This is a genomic window from Fortiea sp. LEGE XX443 (assembly GCF_015206815.1).
Lineage (GTDB): Bacteria > Cyanobacteriota > Cyanobacteriia > Cyanobacteriales > Nostocaceae > Nostoc_B.
Genome location: NZ_JADEXZ010000005.1, coordinates 98,180 through 121,506 on the forward strand (window position 1 = coordinate 98,180; position 23,327 = coordinate 121,506).

Sequence of the window (23,327 nt, forward strand, 5' to 3'; positions counted from 1 at the left end):
GCGTTCTCGCAGAGTAAGCGTAAAACACAGTATAAATATGACTGAAAGCATTAATAATAATACATCTTTAACCCAGCAATGGTTAGCGGAGATTCAGGCACTCAAGCGTCAACTAGCAGAACAAAGAATTGATTTAGAAGCAGCTTGGGAAAGTGCCGAAAAATGGCGTAAATTTTATAACACAGAAGCAGAACAACGCCGTACAGATACGCATTTATTTCAACAAACGATCGCATCCCTGAAAGCAGATATTCACAAACTCAAAGGTATAGAAGCTGCAACACTCGCTGACGGTAAAGCCACAGCCGCCATCCAAGCCGAAATTACCCAAATCCAAGCTGTAGAAGAATTGCAGACAAAACTGATTGCAGCCATCAAAGAACGCGATCGCTTATTGCAAGCATTGAAAACCGAACAAGAAAGCCACGTCCAAACACGCAAGAGCCTCACCACTGCTTTAGGTGATGCTATCGATAGCTTGGCACGCGAACGCAGCGCCGCAGAGCAAGAAAAGTGAAAAAGTGCTGAGTAAGTATTTCTCTTATTACTCCTCTCTGCGTGAGATGATCAAGCGATCGCCCTCATCACAAACACTACCTCACCCTATATATTAGTGCGATTGGCTGCGCCCGCCGCAGGCATCGCATAATTCTAAATAGAAAAATCATATAACCCACGAAAGATTTAGATGTCTGTTGTATTTTCTAACATCAGGAAAATACTCTCATTTTCAAGTGCAGTAATGGAAGCGTATGACGTGGTGATTATTGGTGCTGGTCACAATGGCTTGGTATGTGCTGGATACTTACTGAAAGCTGGTTATAGCGTCTTGTTGCTGGAAGGTCGATCGCTTCCTGGTGGTGGTTGCACAACTGAAGAACTCATGCCAAATGAAGCACCTGGGTTTAAATTCAATCCCTGTGCCATGAATCACTTATTTATTTTCTTAGGGCCAGTCATCCAGGAATTAGAACTTTATAAGTACGGTTTAGAATATCTTGTTTGCGACCCAGTGGCGTTTTGTCCTCATCCTGATGGCAAATATTTTTTAGCTCATAAATCTGTAGAAGCTACTTGTTCAGAAATTGCCCGTTACAGTCAACATGATGCCGAAAATAAAATACCGATGAAAAATCATGGTAAATAAAGACACTATACTGTGTTTTAAGCCAACAGTGTCTAGCTCGACGGATTTCTTCTACTGAAGAACTTTCTCGTGAGTTGGCTGCTTGGTAACAAGAACGTAACTCCACCACCAGTAAGGTGATTTAGCACTTTACTACTGATACTGATGATGCTCCTGTCAAACTTAAACATCTTTATCCGATTTTTGAGTCCCAAGAAACAGGTGATTCTAATGCAACAAATTAGTCTAGACACGCCATTACGATTGTTCCTCATCCTTGATTGCAGAATCTTTCTGAGTCAAAGGAAAACATAGCAACTTCAGCAGGTTGTGATACGCTATCTGCGATAGGAGTGTAGAGGTACAGACAATGACTAAGCTAAGGGTGGGATTGCTGTTTGGTGGACGTTCTGGTGAGCATGAAGTTTCGATTAATTCGGCAAGGGCGATCGCTAAAGCCTTAAGTGCAGAGCAAAATGCTAGTAAGTACGAAATTCTGCCTTTCTACATTCAAAAAGATGGATGTTGGTTAGCTGGGGATGCAGCTCAAAAGGTACTAAGCTCTGGTAAACCTTTATTAGAATCCCAAAACCCCACAACTTCAGAACAAAATCAACTAAGCAACACCCAAACCCAAGCCTTAGTCCGTTGGCAATCTCCTTCCCAAGTTGCAGAAGTGGATGTTTGGTTTCCCATTCTCCACGGCCCCAACGGGGAAGACGGGACAATTCAAGGTTTACTCACGTTGATGCAAGTCCCCTTTGTGGGTTCTGGGGTGTTAGGTTCGGCAATGGGGATGGATAAAATAGCCATGAAAATGGCATTTGAGCAAGCAGGATTACCCCAAGTAAAATATAAGGCGTTAACCAGAGCGCAAGTTTGGTCAAATCCTTGTGTATTTCCCAAACTGTGCGATGAAATAGAAGCAACATTGGGCTATCCCTGTTTTGTTAAACCTGCTAACTTGGGTTCATCGGTAGGTATTGCCAAAGTGCGATCGCGCTCAGAATTAGAAGCTGCACTTGACCAAGCCGCCAATTACGATCGCCGAATCATTGTTGAAGCAGGAGTGGTCGCCAGAGAGGTAGAATGTGCAGTGTTAGGCAACGATCAACCCCAAGCCTCTGTGATTGGTGAAATTACCTTTGACAGCGATTTTTATGACTACGAAACTAAATATACAGCAGGTAAAGCAGATTTACTAATTCCGGCTCTGCTTCCAGATAATATCAGCCGTCAAATTCAAGATAGAGCGTTGCAAGCCTTTGCGGCGGTTGATGCGGCGGGATTGGCTAGGGTAGATTTCTTTTACGTAGAAGCCACCGGGGAAATATTAATTAACGAAATCAATACCTTACCTGGTTTTACAGCTACCAGTATGTATCCCCAACTTTGGTCTCATAGCGGTGTATCTTTCCCTGAATTAGGGGATAAATTGATCCAACTGGCTTTAGAAAGACATTCTGTAAAAAGTGCTGAGTAGAAGCGCGGCGGTCTTCATTCACAAAGTCCTCCTTAAAAAGGAGGATTTAGGAGGATCTAAAATTTTGAACACCTCAGACATAAACTTTAGTCAACAGTCAAAAACACTTACACTATTGACTAAAGACTGTTGACTTTTTTGAATTTTTTATGGCTATTTGGTTAAGTTTGTGCGGAGCGAGTTTAGTTGTAGCTTACTTGCTGGGTTCCTTTCCCACAGGCTACATTGCTGTCAAGCAGTTAAAAGGTATTGATATTCGGGAAGTGGGTTCAGGCTCAACCGGAGCCACCAATGTATTGAGAACTTTGGGTAAAGGTGCGGGAGCTTTTGTTTTAGGCATTGATTGCTTAAAAGGAGTGTTAGCGATCGCTCTAGTTTATGCTTTATTTAACTTTGCTTCTAACCAAGATTTCATTCCCCCAACTGTAAATTTACAACTATGGCAACCCTGGATGGTTACTTTGGCTGGGTTAGCCGCCATTTTGGGACACAGTAAATCAATTTTTCTCGGCTTTACAGGTGGTAAATCTGTGGCTACCAGTCTAGGCATATTATTGGCGATGAGTTGGCAAGTTGGTTTGGCAACCTTGGGAGTATTTGCCTTTGTTGTGGCTATTTCTAGAATTGTATCGTTGAGTTCGATGACTGGGGCGATCGCTGTTTCTATTTTTATGGTAGTTTTCTATCAACCATTGCCCTATATTTTGTTTGGCATTCTTGGTGGATTGTATGTGATTATGCGTCACCGCAGTAATATAGAGCGATTGTTGACGGGTACTGAACCAAAAATTGGGCAGATTTTAACAACAGAACCAGAACAAACTGCATAATTAGCTCAATTCCATGTATAGCAGTAGCCAAGGCAGTTAGGACATCGGCCAATGATAAAACTCATGCACTAAAAGACTTTTAACCCTGTCACCTGTCACCGTTCGGCTGACGCTCACGGCGGAAGCCTGTTCCCTGTCACCTGCTATATGTATAAAGTCCTTCCCAAACAAACCGCATCCATGTACACCCGCGATGGTGTACGTCTAGATGCAGATATCTATCGCCCTGATGCAACAGAAAACCTTCCTGTATTATTAATGCGGCAACCTTATGGTAGAGCGATCGCCTCTACTGTTGTTTATGCTCATCCGAGTTGGTATGCTGGTCACGGTTATATTGTAGTTGTTCAAGATGTCCGCGGACGCGGCACTTCAGCGGGAGAATTTAAGTTATTTGCTCATGAAATCGCTGATGGTGAAGATACCATCTATTGGGCAGCACATTTACCTGGTAGTAATGGCAAAGTTGGGATGTATGGTTTTTCCTATCAGGGAATGACACAACTATACGCCGCAGCCGCTAAACCCAGCGCCTTAAAAACAATTTGCCCAGCCATGATCGCTTATGATTTATATACCGATTGGGCTTATGAAGGCGGTGCATTCTGTTTACAAACTAATCTCGCTTGGGCGATTCAATTAGCCACAGAAACTGCACGTCTGCGCGGTGATCAAACAGCCTATCAAGCTTTGTTTGCTGCTTTTCGCAATTTACCTGTAAATAATCCCGAAGTTCTGCAACAACTCGCCCCTGAGTCGTTTTATCATGAGTGGGTAGCACATCCTCAACCAAACACTTATTGGGAAGAACTTTCACCAAAGTACCACTTACAAGCTGTTGATTTACCCATGTTCCATATTGGGGGATGGTTTGATACTTACCTGCGTGGTACGCTGCATTTATACAAAGATATGGCAGCCCGAAGTACTAAACCACAACATCTATTAGTCGCGCCTTGGATACATTTGCCTTGGAGTCGAAAAGTCGGTGAAGTTGACTTTGGGGCTAAGGCTGGCAGTCCTGTAGATAGAATGCAAATCCGTTGGTTCGATCAATTTCTTAAAGAGGCTGATACTGGCTTGTTGCAAGAATCATCTATTTGCCTGTTTGAAATGGGAAGTAATATATGGCGCACTTTCCCTAGCTTAAACATAGCAAACCAGAAATCCTATTTTTTGTCAACTACCGGATTAGCCAGCATCCGCGAAGATTCAGGAACTTTAATCCAAAATAGTTCGACTGAGCGTAGCCGAAGTCCAAAATCCAAAATTCAAAACTCTTTTGACGCGTTAGTTCACGACCCTTGGCGACCAGCACCATCGTTGGGCGGTCATGCAGCAATACCTGCGGGTGTATTTGAGCGATCGCATATTGATGGACGTTCAGATGTTTTAACTTACACCAGTCAACCACTAATAGAAGACCTACATTTACTAGGAGATGTAGTAGTAGAAATAGATTGCACTGCCGATCAACCTAGTTATGATGTATGTGCCGTTTTGTCAGAGTTGCATCCTGATGGACGGGTATTTAATTTCACCCAAGGTTATGTGCATTGTCAACGAGAAACGCCAATCCCAATCAAAATTCAATTGCAAACGACTTGTGTACGCATTGCCAAAGGTAACGCCTTACGCTTGAGTTTGAGTGCAGCGTGTTTTCCCGCCTATGCAATGAATTCTGGTAATGGTGCAGTTATGAATAGCACTCAATTACTAAATGCACAAATTATCACCTTAACAGTCAGTTGTAGCGGCGATGGGAGTTCTCAAATTTTGTTACCAGTCATTTCATTACCTTAATTTAATTTTCTCATGCAAATTAAAACTAAAATCTTTCAAACTACCCCAAAAGAATTACAGACCCCCACCAAATTGAAAATTTGGTGGCTCTTGTTTAGGAGGGATCGGAATCCCCTTCTAAACAAAACCTTCTGCCCTCTGCCTTCTGCCTTCTGCCTTCTTCAACCTTAGCTATTCTTGTTACTTCCATAATTTTTTCAAACTGGAAGTTATGAGCTAAATCTGTTAAATACTGTTGACAAATAGTATTTGCTACAGGAATTCTTGCCATTAATTGTAAAATTAGATCATCACTGCATTGGGCAGCGGCATTATATACTTGTGCTAACCATTCATCCGTCATTTGAGCTAACCAAGGTAATAAATATTCATGTGTAACAATAGGTTTTAAATTTGGCTGGATTACATTTGAAACTTGCTGATTTTCTGCTTGATAAATATATTTAACATCCAGATATTGACGGAGTTTTTCTAAGATTTCCTCCTCTCGAAAAGGTTTGTTAATCAAAGCATCACAACCTGCTGATAGGATAGCTTCTCGTTGTTCCTCAAAAGCATGGGCAGTTAAAGCAATAATAATAGGATAAACATTGGGCAAAGCTGCTGCCTCATTTTTGGCTTTAATCACCTTTGTAGCCTCATAACCATCCATAACAGGCATACACATATCCATAAAAATTAGATGGGGTTGCCATACCTGCCACAAAGCTACGGCTTCTTCGCCATTTGCCGCTTCCCTTACCACAAAACCCATGAATTGAAGCAATTTCACCACTACTAAACGACTTTCTAAAACATCATCCACAACCAAAATGCGGTACTCGGTTTGTCCTGGTGCTAAACCAATAATTTGGCGTTGAGTTTGCCTAGTTGAAACTTGACTGCTGGAGGCTATATCAACGTCAATTTGAAAGGTAAAAATACTGCCCATACCCTCCCAACTATTGACAGTAATATCTCCTCCCATTAGTTGCACATATTTGCGACTAATCGCTAAACCTAATCCTGTTCCCTGTTGAGATTTTCTACCGATTTCTGTTTGTCCAAAGGCTTCAAACAACAATCCAATTTCTGCGGGAGAAATACCAACACCGGTGTCTTGGATCTCGAAGATTAGGGAATGGGGAAATTTTAGGGAACCGAGGAGAAGAATATTTTCCTCTTGCTCTCCTGCTGGTTCTCCTAGTTTGACTCGCAATGTGACACTGCCTGTTTGAGTAAATTTAATTGCATTTCCTAAGAGGTTGATTAAGACTTGCCGCAGTTTGTTATCATCTGTTTGAACATATTGCGGTAGCTGTGGTGCATATTCAAATCTCAGTTGTAAACCTTTAGATTCAGCACGCAGGCGCAACATTTCTTCAAGATTTTCTAACAGTGCAATTAAGTCAAAACTATTAATATTTAATGTGGTTCTGCCTGCTTCGATTTTGGACATTTCTAAGATGTCGTTGATTAAGTTGAGTAGATGTTCCCCGGCACGATTGATAATTGCTAGGTTTTGTTGATGTTCTCTCGAAAGTCCGTTGTCATAGCTCATAATTTGGGTAAAGCCTAGAATCGCGTTGAGTGGCGTTCGCAATTCGTGGCTCATGTTGGCTAAAAATTCGCTTTTGGCTCGGTTGGCAGCATCAGCGGCAATCACCGCTTCTTGTAATGCTTGTGACTGCCTTTGAGTTTGTGCGAGTAGTTCTGCTTGTTGTAAAGCAACTCCCAGATGATTGCCAATTTGCACAACGATGTTAATTTCTCCCGTTTTCCATTGCCGGGGACTGGAATTTTGATAACTTGCTAATAATCCCCACAGTTGACTACCGTGAAAAATTGGGACAACAATATAGGCTTTTGCTTGAAAGCGTTCTAACAAGTTTACGTAACAAGAATCAAACTCGGCTTTGTAGATATCTGGAACACAACGGAAACTAGCATCTTGGTTATAAAAACCACCTTGGGTTGCTTGGAGATAAGTATCCTGAACTGAATATGTTACATTCTCTAAGAGAGTCTCCAGACATCGATCATCTTCCATAGCATTGTTGATCACAATGGGATCATTTCTTTGTTCGATAATTAGAGAATTCCAACCTTCTCCCATTGACTCTGAGACAAATTCACCACTCCAATCGGGATTGAAACGATAGACAACCACACGATCGCAATTGAGTAGTTGTCGCAATTCTGCGGTTGTGGCGGCAAAGATTGTGTCTAAATCTAGTGTCTGACGCATTCTTTGAATTACCTGCGCGATCGCTTTTTCTCGTTCAGCACTTTCATGTAAGGCCGCTTCTGCTAGTTTGCTATCGGTAATGTCTGTAATTGTACCTACGTGTCCGGTTATTTCTCCGTTTTCGTCTATTTCTGGCAAAGCCTGACAAATTACCCAAACACTTTTACCATCAGGACGCAGAAAGCGATGCTCACACTTATATAGAGACTTAGCTGCTGCTGCCTCACTCCATGTAGTATAGACGCGATCACGATCGTCTGGATGTAGGGCTTTTGCCCAGCCTGTCCCCATAGCTTCTGGTTGTCTTAAGCCAGTAATATCACACCAACGCTGATTGAGATAAATACAATTACCTAATTTATCGGTATGGTAGATACCTACAGGGGAAGTCTCGGCTAATGTTTGATAGCGCAACCGACTTTCTTGCAAAGCTAGTTCTGCAAGTTTGCGTTGCGTAGCTTGCCGATAGGCATCGCTAATTTCTACCACAACTGTACCTATACCAGAAAGGCAGTTGTCCTCCCCAGGAATCGGAAAATAGGAAGTGAGGAAGTAACAAAGTGTTTCTGGTTGTCTGGGTGTGGGTGTAGAGACTTCTACATTGAGAATCGCTTGACCAGTTAATAGTACTTGTTCGTAAAATGGCGCTACTAAAGGTGCAATTTCGGGTATGGCTTCATACATTGTCTTACCAATATGCTCTTGTTGAGATAAACCGTTAATATCTGCTAAAACTTGATTAATCTGCACATACCGCAATTGCTTATCTAATATATTCATCCCCACAGGCGCACTGCTAAAAAAGGCATTGAGCCTAGCCTCGCGTAGCGCCAGTTCTCGTTCTAATGTTTTGCGTTCTGTAATATCTTTATGAGTTCCTGTCATCCGCAAAGGTTGACCCCAATCATCGCGTTCGACAATCTGACCACGAGACTGAATCCACTTCCATTCACCATCAGCACAGCGCATCCGACATTCAACTTCATAAACAGCACTCACACCTTGGAAATGGTCGTTTAAAGCTGAAGTGACTACGGGTAAGTCTTCTGGATGGATAATCTTTTCAATGGCTTGGTGATTATCTGCAATATCGTTTTCTGCGTACCCCAGCATTTTTTTCCACCGCCAGTCACGATACACCTTGCCAGTGCTGAGATCCCAATCCCACAAGCCCAAATCGCTGGCTTCTAGGGCTAGTTGTAAACGTTCTTGACTGTATCTGTGGGCGGCTTCTATCACTTTGCGCTGAATCAAACCACCTAACTGGGTAGCTACAGCCCCGACTAAAATCAGCAACCGTTTATCTATTGATGCTGAACTGCGTTTAAAAAATACTAAAATCGCTAATACTTCGCCATCAGCTAAAATTGGCACACCAAAACCAGCTTTTAATCCCACTTTTGCAGCTTGTGGCGATCGCCAAAATAATGGTTGCGTAACAACAGAAACATTTTCAATCCATTCGGGTTGCCTAGTTTGCCAGATACGCCCCGCTAGTCCCTCACCAGAGGCAAATTTGATAGTTTGGCTTTCGTGGCAAAATTTCTCTAAACTATTTTCCTCTCCATGCCAAACTAAGCTATGCTCCAAAACTGTGCCATCATCACTAGGCAACCATGCTTCGCCAAAATCCCAGTTTATAGAGTGACAAATTAAACGCAGCACTACTTTTAAAGCACTCTTAACATCAACTGCACGGGTAATAGCTTGAGATGTTAACAGTAATAACCTACTTTCATTTTCTGCCTGCTTGCGTTCAGTAATATCTTTAGCTGTGCCTAAAACATATTTTTTTCCATCAATTTCCATCATTTCTGCACTTAACAGCATTGTTTTGATTTCTCTATTAGAGGTACGGAAATCAACTTCATGGTTGCGTAGGGATTTTGTTTGTTGCAGGATTTGGGCAAGCAAAACATATTCTTCAGGATTAGACCAAATCTGCAATTCTTGATCAGTGTGACCAATCACTTGAGTGCGAGAATAACCAAACAGCCTACAGAAACTGTCATTAACTTCAATGTAGCGAATTTCAGGAAAGGTACACAAGGCAATAGGGTCAGGAGAAGCTTTAAAGGCGGATGCTAACTTTGCCTCTGAAGCACGACGAGCAGTTTCGGCTCGTTGGCGTTCCCGTGCTTCTAGTGCCAAAGAGATTAAACTTACCAGGGAACGGGCAAAGTTTTGATCTTCTAATGTCCAGTTACAAACTACTCCCACCGCCTCCAAACACAAAACTCCTACTGTCTTTCCCTCCAATCTAATTGGTGTATCTAAGGTAGAAGTAATGTTCAAGGCTGAGTAAGGTTTATAAAATTCTTGGGTTCGAGGATCGGCGTGAGCATCTTCAACGGCAATCACTTCATCTTCCTGCAAAGCTTGAAAATAAATAGGATAGTCTGCTACAGCTAAAGTATGTCCTTCACTGTGTTGATGATGACTTTGCTCGAATAAGTCAAGGCAACAGATATGAGTTGAAGTTTGATCATATAGCCAAATGCTGGCTCGTTCGATTGGAATATTTTTGGTAGCTGCTTCGGTAATTTTTCTAAATACTTCCTGCAAATTGCCTTGATACAATACTTGATTTTTTGCTAATTCTGTTAATACTAAGCTATGATTGCGGAGCTTGTTATTAATTACTTTTAAGGCTTGTTCTGTAGATTTATCTTGTGTTTGGATTAATGCCCACTCTTTTTGTTGAGCTAATTGATGTAAACAAATTGTGCCATTGGTTTGGTATTCTCTTTGTTTGATCTTAACTTGATTTTGAACTCGGACTAAAATTTCTTGTGAGCATAATGGTTTAGTAATATAGTCAACAGCACCTAACTCAAAAAAATTCTCTTTATCCTTCAAAGTTTCTATGGGACTGAGAAAAATTATGGGAATATCTTGAGTTTGTTTATTTCTTTTAAGATGTTGACAAACTGCATAGCCATCCATTTCTGGCATGAAAATGTCAAGCAAAATCAAATCAGGTGGTGTTTCTATTACTGCATTAATCGCTAGTTGCCCAGAAGTAAATGTTTGTATCTGATAATTTTGACCTTCAAGAATTTTAGTTAAATAAATTAAATCAACAGGGTGATCATCAACTAATAGAATCTTGAGCGGTTGATTATACATATTTATATAAAATTTTCTAATTTATTAAAAACTTTCAGTGTTAAAAGTGAAAATAAAATATCTCTAAAATCAGAGAATTGTTAATAAATATAACGCACGTATAAATTTTTAGCCATGTACCTAAAATCATCAAAAAGTATTTGCCTGGATTAATAGGGAAAAATACTATTAACATAGATTTGATTGGTGTTAAAGACTAAGGAATAAAAATTTGCATACTTTGTTTTGTGCAGAACTCTCTTAACAAGACAGTCCTCCACAAGTTCCTCATATTGTAATGTTAAATTTTTGTTTAGATTGGTTTAAAGAAATGTTTCGCTTTGTATTTTTTTAGTAAACACCAAAATTAGATACCGTTTCGTCAAATCAATTGCAGCACGTCGAGCCAGCTGTAGCGATAATTGATTGAATGAAGATTCCGAAAAGAATACCGAAAGCCTTGGACAATGCAAACAAAGGAGGAAACAGATGGAAACTCAACCAACTCAACCATCACAAACACTCCCAGAAATTCCCCTTGGCTATCTCAACATTATGGGCTACGTGGACGAGTCAGAAGTAAACGGCCCTGGTTGTCGTGCTGTTGTCTGGGTACAAGGTTGTCTGCGTGAGTGTTCTGGTTGCTTTAATCCTGAGTCTTGGCCATTTGAGATTAACCAACTAATTTCTGTAGATACCCTCGCCGCACAAATTCTCAGCAAACCACAAAACACAGGCGTAAGTTTCTCCGGCGGTGAACCCTTTTGGCAAGCACCTGCATTAGCCGCTTTAGCACGTCAACTCAAAGCCGCTGGTTTAAATGTTATGTCTTTTACAGGTTTTACCCTCAAGCAACTCCAGTCTGATTCTGCACCTCCAGGTTCTCAAGAATTATTAGAGCAGTTAGATATCTTAATTGATGGGCCATTTGTAGAATCTCTGGCAATTAACTCTCCCAATTCTCCAGTTTCTTCCAGTAATCAACGGGTGAATGTCTTTACCCCAGCTTTAGTAAACCAAATTACTTGGGCTAGTGACCAAATAGAAATCCATATCCTCAAGGATGGTAGTCGCATTGTCACCGGCTATCGTGGTCGGTTGGAGTTGACTTGAAAAGAACGGCGAGAATTAATATCGTGTCTAGATCATTGGTAATTCTTAATTTTTAATTAAGTAGAAGAACCAGATAAAGATAACCATTCAAGAAAAATTACCAGGCTAAAACCCTCTTTCTTCCTACTTTATCTCGACAAAAAATATTTACGCTGCCCTACTTTTAGCCTTTACAGGCAGTACATAATACTGAAATGATGATGGATCATTTTCAGTACTTTGATATGCGACAATTATTTCAGTATCTACGTACATCGGTAATCCTCTGCCTACTTTGTTTAGTGTTAGGCTGGTCACTACCTGCACAAGCGGCTACTCAAGTTGATTCTAAACTGGAACAGCAAGTCTTACAGATTCTCCGCGACAATCCAAAAGCCATTATCAATGCTGTACAAGGATATCAGCTGAAACAGCAAGAAACATTACAGCAAGCACAACAGGCTTTTTTACAAGATTTAAAGACTGATCCTCAAGGTGTGATTGGAGATTCACCTACAACTGGCGCAACTAAATCAAAAACTGTGCTGGTAGAATTCTCTGATTTTCAATGTCCTTACTGTGCTGAGGTACATAAAACACTGAAGTCTGTGGTAGAAAAGCACAAGGATAATTTGACATTGGTTTATAAAAATTTACCCTTGACTTTATCCCATACAGAAGCATTACCAGCTGCACAAGCGGCTTGGGCTGCTAAACAGCAAGGTAAGTTTTGGGAATATCATGATGCTTTGTTTACAAATCAAAAGCAACTAGGTGAAACTTTGTACTTGGATCTTGCCAAAAAACTCAATCTAGATTTACCGAAGTTTGAGAGCGATCGCAAGCTTGCTAAAACGGCGATTGAGAAAGATGTCCAACTTGCTGACAAATTAGGCATTACTGGCACACCTTTCTTAGTGATCAATACTGAAAATTACACTGGTGCGGTACAAGCATCAGAAATCGAAGGTAGATTGGCTAACGCCAGTTAAACTGATCAATTAAATTAGGCTTGTGGTTAGCACTAAAGTGCTAACCACAAACCAGCAAAACTCTTATCTTTAATCTTCCAATGATTGGGCTGGTACTTCCACCGCAGTAACATCAATTGTGCCTTCTGGTGCAAAGCGCTGGAAGTGTCCTTGTTGGACTGATAGCCGTTCTCCACAGTTAGGACACTGTAATTGACTATTGTTTAAACCTGTAAATTCATATTCACAGACAGGACATTTGTCACTTACGATGTTACGTTGTAGCCACCAGCGAAACCCAAGAAATGCAACTACAGGTGCTAGTGACAGCAGTAGGAAAAGAATAAATAAAGATTTCACTAACCAACCCAAGCCCAATGTTCCTAGCAACCAGATAACTGCTAATAAAGTGAGCAAAGGGCGGAGATTTACCAGATTCAATTGAGAATTGTTAAAGCTCATTTTTAAAATACTTTCTTGCTCTCTTTCTAGGATAGCGAGTTTATTGGAAGTCAACTGAAGTATGAAGTGTGTTCGCCCCTGGCGTTCCCGCAGGGTAGTGTGAAGTGTGAAATTAAGTTATTGGAGTTTAGATTGTTAACTTTTGATTAAAGACAACAGCTGCTGTCGGAAGGCTGTTATCCCGAAATGAGCGATCGCTTGTTCTCGCAACCACTTTCCATCACAACGTTGGTCGTTCCCGTGGAGAATTTCAATACAAGCTGTGGCGACTGCATCAGCATCGCGGTGTGGCACTCGCCAGCCTAATTTACCATCTTGTAAGGGGTCAGCGGAGCCGTCAGCATCACCAGATAATACAGGTACGCCACAAGCCATTGCTTCTAGATAAACAATTCCAAAGCCTTCTTGAGAAGGCATGATGTAAGCATCAGCAAGGCGGTAGTGTGAGATTAAATCTTCTGTAGGGACAAAGCCAGCAAAGACAACGCGATCGCTCATACCCAAATCTTTCGCCAACTGTGCCAATCGTGGTTGGTCATCACCACGACCAATTACTAAATATTTTACTTCTGGAAACACCTGGGCAATCTTTGGTAATGCTCGAATCGTCACATCTACACCTTTGTAAATATCTCCTGACCACAGACGCGCCACTGTCATTAAGACTTTGGCATTTGTTAAGCCATACTTTTCCACTAATTCTGGACGTTTTGTCCCTGGTGTAAATTTGTCTCCATCAATTGCACAAGGAAGCATTTTAACTTTGCTGGGGTCAATACCATTAGCAGCACAAGCGCGATCGCGGCTGTAGCGGCTGATTGTCCAAATTTCACTGGCTGCGGCTAGTGCGCGGCGTTCTTGATTTCTTAACGGTTCCCAAACTTCTTTACCGTAGGTGAGGACTGTGTAGGGAATACCTAGAGGCTGACAAAGGGTTTGGATTAATACTGCTAGTTTAATATGACCACAAAACACATGTTTTGGGCGTTGTTGCCAGAGGAATTTTAGCAAAGCCCCTGCCATATTAATTCTCCCTATTTGAGGAGACTGATTTTTAAAATAATGAAATTTTAAACTATCCGACTCAAAAGGATTTGAGCAGTCAGGACTATCTCGCAGTACAAATACTTCTGTCTTGTCGCTTGTATTCAATTCTAAATAAGCCTGAAAAATATCTTTTACATAAGATTGAATACCACCTTCGCAAGCAAAAATCTCGATAAAAGCGAAGACATGGTTAGTTTTTATGTTAATTTTGTGACTGGTTTTAGGGTTTTGTCCCACTACATCACTCAGCATTTATGTTTTTATTTAGATAAATTTCATTCTCTTACAGCTTGAGTTATCCCAATGCTGCTGCCAAATTTTAGCAAAGGAGTAACTACAATCGTATGCTGACTTTACTTAAGTGAGTATTTTTTTTTATACAAACTTTTTTAGTTAACCAGTGGGAATTTATTGGCTGGCGTATTTGACAATTATCAGGCAATTTCTATCATCCATGCTACGTTCGTAGACAACCCGATCAGTTAAACGCCTCAGTAGGAACCATCCATAGCCGCCTACTTGCAGAGTACCTGGTTCTGGCTCGGCGATCGCATCAGGATTAAAAGGTTTGCCATGATCCCAAATTCTGATTTCCAGTCGGTCAACCCACAGAGTAACTTCAATCTCTATAGTTGTTTCCGGTGGTAAAGCCCGATGAGCGTGACGAACTGCGTTGGTAAAGCCCTCTGCTAATGCTAAATTGAGTCGATAAAGTTGGGTATCTGACCAACCAAATTGAAATACATATTGCAGACAAAATTGCTCAAACCATTGTTGCACTCTATTTAAGAGCGTAAGGTCGCTCTTTACCGTCAGATGGTCTCGCTCCACCATGCTCAGCATTGACCTTGACTTAAATATTCAATAAAAAATGTTTTTACTTGTTGACTTTTTAGCAGAATTCTAGGAGGAAAAATTTACTCCATAACTCTGTAAGACTAGTAAGACAGTAAGATTGTGAGACAGTCCAAAACTAAACATCCAAGATGCTACCCACCTGGATTACTAAAATTGACGCTTGTTGAGTGTTTCACCAGCATATTTTCACGGAGTATGAGTGGCGTTAACCACCACTCACATCCTTGTACATGCTACTGAAACTTACAAGCGTCAAAGCACTTTTTGGTAACTAATCTAATTTAGAACAGTCCCAAGGTCAAGGATTTGTCTAAGGGTAAAGCAGCACCAATACCCAACCACAGAGTTACGAGAGTTCCAAACAGAAATACTGTAGTCGCAACTGGACGACGGAAGGGGTTTTGGAACTTATTAACGTTCTCAATAAAGGGAACAAGAATTAGTCCCAAAGGTACAGAAGCCATTGCTAACACTCCTAAAAGTTTATTAGGAAGCGATCGCAAAATTTGGAATACAGGGTACAAGTACCACTCTGGCAAAATTTCCAATGGTGTAGCAAAGGGATCTGCTGGTTCACCTGTCATTGCTGGATCTAGTACAGCTAGAGCCACAAGACAAGCGAAAGATCCCATGATTACAACTGGGAAAATGTAAAGTAGGTCATTAGGCCAAGCGGGTTCACCGTAATAGTTGTGACCCATACCCTTGGCGAGTTTGGCTCTTAAATTAGGATCGCTCAGATCGGGTTTTTTCTGTGTTGCCATTTTTCAGTGCGCTCTCCTGCTGAATTTCAGTTAAAGCATTGATATCAGCCATTTGCTATGAGGCTACCCTGGTCTTACATCTGTTAAAAAACCTTAGACAAGGGAGTTTTTAGCTTTTAGCTTCCTATAAAAGTGTCTGCGATTGTCTCGCTTATGTGCCATACCTGATTTTTCATCAGTTTAAGACAAACAACTTTATCTGGAAATAGCTGTTGCCTTTTGACATTTTGGCTGAACAATTTCGATTACAAAGGGCCGGAAATACCTTGCTTGCGGATCATCAAGAAGTGGAACAGCATGAAGACTGCAATTAACCAAGGTAAAACAAAGGTGTGGGCGCTGTAGTAGCGAGTTAGGGTTCCTTGACCAACACTGGAACCACCACGCAGCAAGTCAGAAATCAGTGTTCCAACCACGGGAATTGCTTCTGGTACGCCACTAACGATTTTCACAGCCCAGTAGCCAACCTGATCCCAAGGTAAAGAGTAGCCTGTAACTCCAAAAGAAACGGTGATTACAGCCAAAATTACGCCACTAACCCAAGTTAGTTCGCGGGGCTTTTTAAAACCACCAGTCAGGTAAACCCGGAAGACGTGCAGAATCATCATTAACACCATCATGCTGGCAGACCAGCGGTGAATGGAGCGAATTAGCCAACCGAAGTTTACTTCGTTCATGATGTACTGCACCGAAGAGTAAGCTTCAGCAACTGTTGGCTTGTAGTAGAACGTCATGGCAAATCCAGTGGCGAACTGGATGAGAAAGCAAGTTAAGGTAATTCCACCTAAACAGTAAAAAATATTGACGTGAGGAGGGACGTACTTGCTTGTTACGTCTTCAGCGAGCGCTTGAATTTCCAAGCGTTCCTCAAACCAGTCGTAAACGTTGGCCATACAATCTCAAGTTCCTAAAAATCGGTTGCGGTTGATAAATCTCCCAATTGGCAATTTTGGGATTTTCACAAAAAGGTTATTTTTTGCTTTTTTGCTGTCAGAGTGAGTAGAGTTTTAAGCAACTTAACACTCTGTAAATATGAAATATATGGCGCTCTCTTTGCAACCAAACACTTAAAATGTCAGTTCCAAAGTAGATCTTATCGTTTGCCGAGTGCATTGCTCTCATTAGTTGCCCTAACAATTTGATGAGAGCAATGCACTACTTCTATAAAAAAAGTAACATAGTCGAGAGATAGATTTCATCAATAACAAGAGAACTGGGCAGTTCTATACAATTTGGGTTCAGGTGGGATTGAAAATGGGGTTCATGCAAAAGCACGTTTTTCGGGTAGGATTTTCATTATTTTTGGCGTTTTGTTTGGCGATGGGGGGATTTATCCCCCAAGCAACAGCTTTGACAAATGAGCAAAAGCTAGTTTCAGAAGTTTGGCGCATTGTCAATCGCTCTTATCTAGATGAGACATTTAATCATCAAAACTGGGCAGATGTAAGACAAAAAGCACTACAAAAGCCGCTGACTAGCCAAGAAGGTGCTTACACAGCGATTCAGTCCATGCTCAAGAGCTTGGATGATCCTTTTACCCGCTTTTTAGATCCAGAACAGTACCGCAGTTTGCAGGTCAATACTTCTGGAGAGTTGACTGGGGTTGGTTTGCAAATTGCGCTTAATCCTCATACAGGTCAACTAGAAGTAGTCTCGCCAATTGCAGGTTCACCAGCAGATAAAGCAGGTATGAGACCGCGCGATCGCATTCTCAAAATTGAAGGATTTTCTACAGAGAATTTGACCCTTGATGAAGCAGCGGCCAGAATGCGTGGCCCCATTGGCAGTTTAGTAACCCTGTTAATTGAACGCGATGGAGAGGAACAGCAAGAAGTTAGGATTGTGCGCGATCGCATTGAACTCAACCCCGTTGTTGCCGAATTGCGTACTTCTTCTCAAGGTACATCCATTGGCTACCTTCGTCTCACTCAATTTAATGCGAATGCTGCTATGGAGTTGGCACACGCTATTAATAGTCTAGAAAAAAAAGGCGCTGCTGCCTATATTTTAGATTTACGCAACAATCCTGGTGGACTTTTACAGGCTGGAATTGAAATTGCTCGGCTGTGGTTAGATTCTGGTACTATTGTCTACACAGTCAATCGCCAAGGTGTTCAGGGCAGTTTTGAAGCCTTTGGCCCGTCACTGACAAAAGATCCGTTAGTCATTTTGGTCAATCAAGGAACTGCTAGTGCTAGTGAAATTCTTGCTGGCGCATTGCAAGATAATGGCCGGGCTAAGTTGGTAGGCGAAACTACTTTTGGTAAAGGCTTAATTCAATCTTTATTTGAATTGTCTGATGGTTCAGGTTTAGCAGTCACTATTGCTAAATATGAAACTCCGCAGCATCGAGATATTAACAAATTAGGAATTAAACCAGATCAGGTGGTTACTCAACAGCCAATTAACCGCGAACAGATTGCTACAGAAGCAGATTTGCAATATCAAGCCGCCATAGAAGTACTAGCAAAAAATGCTGTAGTTGTAGGGAGTAGGGAATAGGGAATAGGGAATGGGGAATAGGGAAGTCTAGTAGGTTGGGTTCCGTTCCTCCACCCAACCTTCATTTCTCTACACTCACAAAAGCGGTTTTACTTGCAACAAAACTTGCAGATCCAACGAAGCAAGCTGTTGATATGCTTGGTCTATCACACGTTTACCTCTGAGAAACCCCGTATTTGCACCCGGACAAATATACTCAAGGGTTTCTGGTGTAAAGCGATCGAGTAAAGATTGAATATTTTTAATTTGTCTAGGCCAGTGAAAGGTTTTGGCTGTGCGTAATGGGACTGGTTCACCATGCTGATTCGGAACTAAATGGCGACCAGAAAATAGAATCCCGCCTAAGCTATTGTAGTAAAGGCAAGATGAGCCAGGAGAATGGCCTGGTGTCCAAATTACTTGTGCTGTAGAAGTAAGAGTAATTTCTTGGGTAAAGTTAGTAACGGTTAAGCCTGGTAATAAATAAGCTTCTTGTTCTTGAATTAAAACCTCACAACCTAAAGCTTGCTGGAGTTCTGCTGTTTTGCCAATAGCACCACGGTGAGTGATAAATAACCACCGTACACCTCCATGCGATCGCAAAAAATCTAGATTTATTTGATCAGAAGCTGGGCAATCGATGAGGATATTGCCTTCATTTCTTACAATGAAGTAAGAAGTTCCTCCCAATGTATCCCGATTTGGTGGAAAAGCAAAAATACTATCTAGTACAGGACGTGGTGGCTTAACTGTATGACTGGGTTGTTGAGGTAAGGAACTCATGAGCAAAAACTGAACGAAAATGAGGAGTGATAAAAATTTAGTAACAGAGTTGCAGTGCTTAAGAATTAACCCTTAAGAATTAACAATTGCTGTTAACCATGAGCAAAAATTGGGGTTTTAGAGTCTGCTTTGTGGTGAGGGCTGTAGTCCCGACACTACTGGTGGGACATTTTTCCAAATTACTAAAGAACACATGACTTTTTGGTTTCTCCTCCTATTGGGACTAGCTACTTATCTAATGGTGCAACGTAGTGCAGCTAACATTACACGCACACCTGTCTGGTTGTTGTGGCTAGTGTTAATGACACCAGCATTGCTATTGACTGGATGGACACTGAGGTATGGAATAAAACAACCTCCGCCACCGTCGCTGATTATCTGGTCGTCTATTGTTTGCGTTTTGTTATACTGGCTGTTATTTCAATGGGGGCGGACAGCGCCAACAGATAAGCAAACTGAACCCCAAACTCCAACATTACAATCCGCCAATCATCCTACCGCGGAACCACTACCAGTGCGTCCCATTGATCCCACAGAAGAAAGCCAGCTGCGAAATTGTTTTCCCTGGTCTGTATACTACATCCAAAATCTTGAGTATCGACCCCAAGCTATAATCTGTCGGGGTCAGTTAAGAACTGCACCGCTTCAAGCTTACCAACGAATTAAGGCTAATATCGAATCACAATTTGGCGATCGCTTTTTAGTGATTTTTCAAGAAGGACTGAATGGCAAACCTTTCTTTGTCTTAGTGCCTAATGCACAGGCGGCCTCAACGGTCAATAAAAACAAAACAGAAAAGTTAACCAGACCAGGGTTAGCACTTTTACTACTCATTACGACTCTTTTAACCACCACCTTCGTGGGAGCCAGAATTGCTGGTGTTGATCCGACGACATTGACATCTGATCCAAATATTTTCTGGAAAGGACTACCCTATTCATTGGGGTTAATAACTATTTTGGGCATTCATGAACTTGGTCACTATTTGAGCGCTAAGTTCTATAAAATCCGCTCAACTCTACCATATTTTATCCCCATGCCTTTTTTCTTGGGGACTTTTGGCGCATTCATTCAAATACGTAGTCCAATTCCCAATCGAAAAGCTTTATTTGATGTCAGTATTGCAGGGCCAATTGCTGGATTTGTCGCCACATTACCCTTACTGATTTGGGGTTTGGCTCATTCTGATGTAGTGCCCATGACTGAGAAAACAGGAATTTTAAATCCAGATGCGCTCAATCCTAAATATTCAATTTTATTAGCGCTACTCTCAAAGTTAGTTCTAGGTAGTCAGTTAACAGACAAATCTGCTATTGACCTGCATCCATTAGCCATAGCAGGTTTTCTCGGATTAATTGTCACAGCCTTGAATTTGATGCCTGTGGGACAACTTGATGGTGGTCATATTGTCCATGCAATGTTTGGACAACGAACGGCAATATTTATTGGTCAAATTGCTCGCTTGTTATTGCTGTTACTTTCTTTGGTGCAGCCAGAATTTTTGGTGTGGGCGATTATTTTATTATTTATGCCTTTAATTGATGAACCTGCCTTGAACGATGTCACAGAATTAGATAACGGACGTGACATTTTAGGATTAATGGCTATGGCTTTATTAATCATCATTATCTTGCCGCTACCCCAGGCGATCGCTAACTTACTCCAAATTTAAAAGTTTAGGAGGGAGTGGTGAAGAGAAAATTCTACGGTAAGTTAATCCCCTCTCCTCCCTGCTCCCTTGCTCCCTTACCTCTTTTATGAGGCTGAATTACTAACTTCAGTGGCTTTTGTCGCCGCAGCGCTAACACCCATACGAATTTCCGAAGTAAAGGAAGCCATACTAAAGCCGCCAAAACGTTTGAGAATACTAACGCGCATTCTTAAATTGGGACTAGCAAACCACAGGCGTTCTTCCGACCACATGGTTTCATATTCTGTGGTTAAGGTTAATGCGTCATCGCTACCCATCTTATAACGTCCGGCGACAGGGGCTTTTTCCGCATAACCCATTTCTCGCAGTAATCTACCTTCACCAAGGTTATCAACATTGGGTACAGTAACTAACACAGTTGAACCTGTGTGCTTTTCTTCATCCCATTCCATTGTGCCGTTCCAGGTAACTCTCGCACCACAGGAGGCTTCTCTAGGGTTGACTTCGTACTGTTGGCATAGTTTGATAACTTCTGGATGATCTGCTGCCAACATCTCAATTACCAGGTCTGACTTGCCATCTTCAGACTGTTTAAATGCTAAATGGTGGCTAGTACGATGGGAAAACCATTTACCAGCGCTTAATTCAAAAAACTCTTCAATATTCATGATTAAAATTACCCTGCATCAAAATACTAAAAGTCCCTCTTATTATTAAAAGGTAGCAGGAGAAGTAAATATTATGCTTGCTTGCTTGCCTTTTTCTTCAATTCTCTGGAGGCAGATTTTTGCTGCTTCAGCAACGTTAGAGTGGCTGTCTTTCTCTAAGTATTTTAAAGCCGAGATACTCTTGGGAGTGGGAAGATTTCCGAGCGCTTCTACCAGCCGTTGCCTTACTAACCAATCATCTGATTGAGCAAATCTCAAGATACTATCAACTGCTTCTAAGTCTCCAATTTCTCCCAGTGCAGAAATCGCCGCTTCTTGCAAGACCGTTTCTTTACTATCCAATGCCTGCATGAGGACATCATGGGCGCGTGGGTCTTTGAGATTACCTAAAGCCACAGCAGCACTAAAGCGTACTAACCAATCAGTATCTTCATAAAATGCCCTAGCTAGTGCCTCAAATGCTCTGGTATCACCTAAATATCCTAATGCGCCAGCAGCATCAGCACGAATGCCATAGTCGGGGTCAGTTTGCAAAATTCTGATCAAAATTGCATAACATTCGGCGGTTTGCTTGATTCCCAAGGCAAAGATTGCCATAGAGCGCAGTTGCAGAGAATCGTCATCTAATACCTTTTTAATTAAAGGTACTGCATCTTCAGCTGGGACATCACGCAGACTGGCAAGGGCGACCATGCGATCGCGTAAATTTGCACTTTCTAACTGAGCAGAAATTTCCTGTAAGGGTAGAGCAGGCATTGATTATTAAAGCGCTTTCTTTACTTTTCTTTACTTTACCTGATTCCTTGATTAGAGTGCTGCCAAACTTGGAGGCTAGTTTGGCGTAATTTCCGAATTCTCTAATACTCCTAGGACACCAATTCAGTAATGCTGAAAGAACCTCTCCCCCTTCTCGCTCCGACGCGGCTGCTGCATTTACTTTTTCTCTATCTGACTTCCTCCGTAATAGAAATATCTTATTATACTTATTTTTTATTTGCTCTTTACAATACACCGTAATAAAAAATACAATAAACAGAGTAATTATGTAGCAATTATGAAATATATAAACTTAGCATTATTTACACTAATCATTTTAGTTAGTATTTGTTCTGCTCAATTTTTTCAACCTAGCTTGTCTCTAGCAAAATCTACTTCAGTCTTGGATGGAAAAGTCGGTTTAGATTTACTAGCAAAAGCAAATTATCTTTCAACGCTTGAACAACAAGTGATCAGTGAGATGAATAAAGTCCGACAAAATCCCAAAGCGTACATTCCCATCTTAGAAACTTATAGAAAACGCTTTCAGGGTAAAAATGTGAGACTGTCGCAAAATTCTTACCTGATCACTCAAGAAGGAATAAAAGCTGTTAATGAGGCGCTCGCGTTTCTCAAATCAGCACGTCCTGTCGGAGTATTAAGTATATCTAGAGGTATGTCTTTAGCTGCAAAAGCTCATGTGAAAGACCAAGGCAACAAAGGAGCAACTGGTCATTATGGTAGTGATGGTAGCAATCCTTTCAATCGCATCAATCGCTATGGTAAATGGCAAATTACTGCGGCTGAAAACATTAGCTATGGCCCGAATACTGCCCAAGATATCGTGATGCAATTAATTATCGATGATGGAGTACCATCACGCGGTCATCGAACAAATATATTTAACTCTGCATTTAAAGTTAGTGGCGTTGCTTATGGAACTCACAAAATTTACAAAACTATGTGCGTGATTAATTACGCTGGAGGCTTTCAAGAGAAAACAGCCGAGATTAGCAAATCTCCATCAATAATATAAGTAGCAATTATTAGATCAAAATTAAGAAAGAGATTAGTTTTGCATAAAACTAATTTAACAATCAAATATTCATTCAATTTTAAGTACAAGTTTCTCTTGATTAGCTTCATGAGAGAAAATCTTGATTTGCTGAAGATCATATATACTTCACAAATAAAAATCAGCATTTTTACTATGTAAA

18 protein-coding genes and 2 pseudogenes are annotated in these 23,327 nt (G+C 41.2%); 11 read left to right on the forward strand and 9 right to left on the reverse strand.

Annotated features, from left to right (window positions below):
- Positions 1-37: 37 nt before the first annotated feature.
- From IQ259_RS03945 to IQ259_RS03965, 6 genes and pseudogenes are all read left to right on the forward strand, one after another.
- On the forward strand, positions 38-517 hold the full coding sequence (locus IQ259_RS03945; RefSeq protein WP_193881125.1) for a hypothetical protein: 480 nt from the start codon (positions 38-40) through the stop codon (positions 515-517).
- A gap of 225 nt (positions 518-742) precedes the next feature.
- Positions 743-1,114 (forward strand): annotated as a pseudogene (locus IQ259_RS03950) (phytoene desaturase family protein); the annotation flags it as partial.
- Between the two features lie 32 nt (positions 1,115-1,146).
- Positions 1,147-1,371, forward strand: a pseudogene (locus IQ259_RS27030) (IS630 family transposase); the annotation flags it as partial.
- A 125-nt stretch (positions 1,372-1,496) separates the two neighbouring features.
- Positions 1,497-2,609, forward strand: coding sequence for a D-alanine--D-alanine ligase family protein (locus IQ259_RS03955; RefSeq protein WP_193881127.1), 1,113 nt, complete (start codon positions 1,497-1,499; stop codon positions 2,607-2,609).
- Positions 2,610-2,758: 149 nt separating this feature from the next.
- The gene (gene plsY / locus IQ259_RS03960; protein ID WP_193881129.1) at positions 2,759-3,439 is read left to right on the forward strand and encodes a glycerol-3-phosphate 1-O-acyltransferase PlsY; all 681 of its coding nucleotides are present in this window, start codon (positions 2,759-2,761) and stop codon (positions 3,437-3,439) included.
- Between the two features lie 147 nt (positions 3,440-3,586).
- Positions 3,587-5,242 (forward strand): CocE/NonD family hydrolase, encoded by a 1,656-nt coding sequence (locus IQ259_RS03965; protein ID WP_193881131.1) that lies wholly within the window; start codon positions 3,587-3,589, stop codon positions 5,240-5,242.
- A 94-nt stretch (positions 5,243-5,336) separates the two neighbouring features.
- Here the strand turns inward: IQ259_RS03965 and IQ259_RS03970 are convergent, their stop codons facing one another.
- Positions 5,337-10,598, reverse strand: a complete 5,262-nt coding sequence (locus IQ259_RS03970) for a PAS domain S-box protein (RefSeq protein WP_193881133.1) — start codon at positions 10,596-10,598, stop codon at positions 5,337-5,339.
- 468 nt (positions 10,599-11,066) lie between these two features.
- On the opposite strand from IQ259_RS03970, the gene IQ259_RS03975 reads away from it, so the two are divergent.
- Positions 11,067-11,690 (forward strand): 4Fe-4S single cluster domain-containing protein, encoded by a 624-nt coding sequence (locus IQ259_RS03975; protein WP_193881135.1) that lies wholly within the window; start codon positions 11,067-11,069, stop codon positions 11,688-11,690.
- A 224-nt stretch (positions 11,691-11,914) separates the two neighbouring features.
- Entirely contained in the window at positions 11,915-12,661 is a 747-nt protein-coding gene (locus tag IQ259_RS03980; protein ID WP_193881138.1) for a thioredoxin domain-containing protein, read from the forward strand.
- A gap of 69 nt (positions 12,662-12,730) precedes the next feature.
- Here the strand turns inward: IQ259_RS03980 and IQ259_RS03985 are convergent, their stop codons facing one another.
- From IQ259_RS03985 to petB, 5 genes are all read right to left on the reverse strand, one after another.
- Positions 12,731-13,102: a hypothetical protein gene (locus IQ259_RS03985; protein WP_193881141.1), complete on the reverse strand. Its 372-nt coding sequence runs from the start codon at positions 13,100-13,102 to the stop codon at positions 12,731-12,733.
- Between the two features lie 135 nt (positions 13,103-13,237).
- On the reverse strand, positions 13,238-14,401 hold the full coding sequence (locus tag IQ259_RS03990) for a glycosyltransferase family 4 protein (protein ID WP_193881144.1): 1,164 nt from the start codon (positions 14,399-14,401) through the stop codon (positions 13,238-13,240).
- Between the two features lie 156 nt (positions 14,402-14,557).
- On the reverse strand, positions 14,558-14,992 hold the full coding sequence (locus tag IQ259_RS03995) for an anti-sigma regulatory factor (protein WP_193881147.1): 435 nt from the start codon (positions 14,990-14,992) through the stop codon (positions 14,558-14,560).
- A 296-nt stretch (positions 14,993-15,288) separates the two neighbouring features.
- The gene (gene petD, locus IQ259_RS04000) at positions 15,289-15,771 is read right to left on the reverse strand and encodes a cytochrome b6-f complex subunit IV (protein ID WP_193881150.1); all 483 of its coding nucleotides are present in this window, start codon (positions 15,769-15,771) and stop codon (positions 15,289-15,291) included.
- Between the two features lie 245 nt (positions 15,772-16,016).
- Positions 16,017-16,664 (reverse strand): cytochrome b6, encoded by a 648-nt coding sequence (petB, locus tag IQ259_RS04005; protein WP_193881155.1) that lies wholly within the window; start codon positions 16,662-16,664, stop codon positions 16,017-16,019.
- Between the two features lie 361 nt (positions 16,665-17,025).
- Between petB and ctpA the strand changes: the two genes are divergently transcribed.
- Positions 17,026-18,273, forward strand: a complete 1,248-nt coding sequence (gene ctpA, locus IQ259_RS04010; protein ID WP_193881158.1) for a carboxyl-terminal processing protease CtpA — start codon at positions 17,026-17,028, stop codon at positions 18,271-18,273.
- Between the two features lie 75 nt (positions 18,274-18,348).
- On the opposite strand, the gene IQ259_RS04015 is transcribed toward ctpA, so the two are convergent.
- A complete protein-coding gene (locus tag IQ259_RS04015; protein WP_193881161.1) occupies positions 18,349-19,035 on the reverse strand; it encodes an MBL fold metallo-hydrolase in 687 nt (228 codons plus the stop codon).
- 193 nt (positions 19,036-19,228) lie between these two features.
- Here IQ259_RS04015 and IQ259_RS04020 point away from each other — a divergent pair, with 193 nt between their 5' ends.
- Positions 19,229-20,707 carry a site-2 protease family protein gene (locus tag IQ259_RS04020; RefSeq protein ID WP_193881164.1) on the forward strand — a complete coding sequence of 493 codons (1,479 nt, stop codon included), beginning with the start codon at positions 19,229-19,231 and terminating at the stop codon, positions 20,705-20,707.
- Positions 20,708-20,790: 83 nt separating this feature from the next.
- Here IQ259_RS04020 and IQ259_RS04025 read toward each other — a convergent pair whose 3' ends face one another.
- Positions 20,791-21,354 carry a phycobiliprotein lyase gene (locus IQ259_RS04025; protein ID WP_193881167.1) on the reverse strand — a complete coding sequence of 188 codons (564 nt, stop codon included), beginning with the start codon at positions 21,352-21,354 and terminating at the stop codon, positions 20,791-20,793.
- 45 nt (positions 21,355-21,399) lie between these two features.
- The gene (locus IQ259_RS04030; RefSeq protein WP_193881170.1) at positions 21,400-22,110 is read right to left on the reverse strand and encodes a HEAT repeat domain-containing protein; all 711 of its coding nucleotides are present in this window, start codon (positions 22,108-22,110) and stop codon (positions 21,400-21,402) included.
- 298 nt (positions 22,111-22,408) lie between these two features.
- On the opposite strand from IQ259_RS04030, the gene IQ259_RS04035 reads away from it, so the two are divergent.
- On the forward strand, positions 22,409-23,146 hold the full coding sequence (locus IQ259_RS04035; RefSeq protein ID WP_193881173.1) for a CAP domain-containing protein: 738 nt from the start codon (positions 22,409-22,411) through the stop codon (positions 23,144-23,146).
- Positions 23,147-23,327 lie beyond the last annotated feature (181 nt).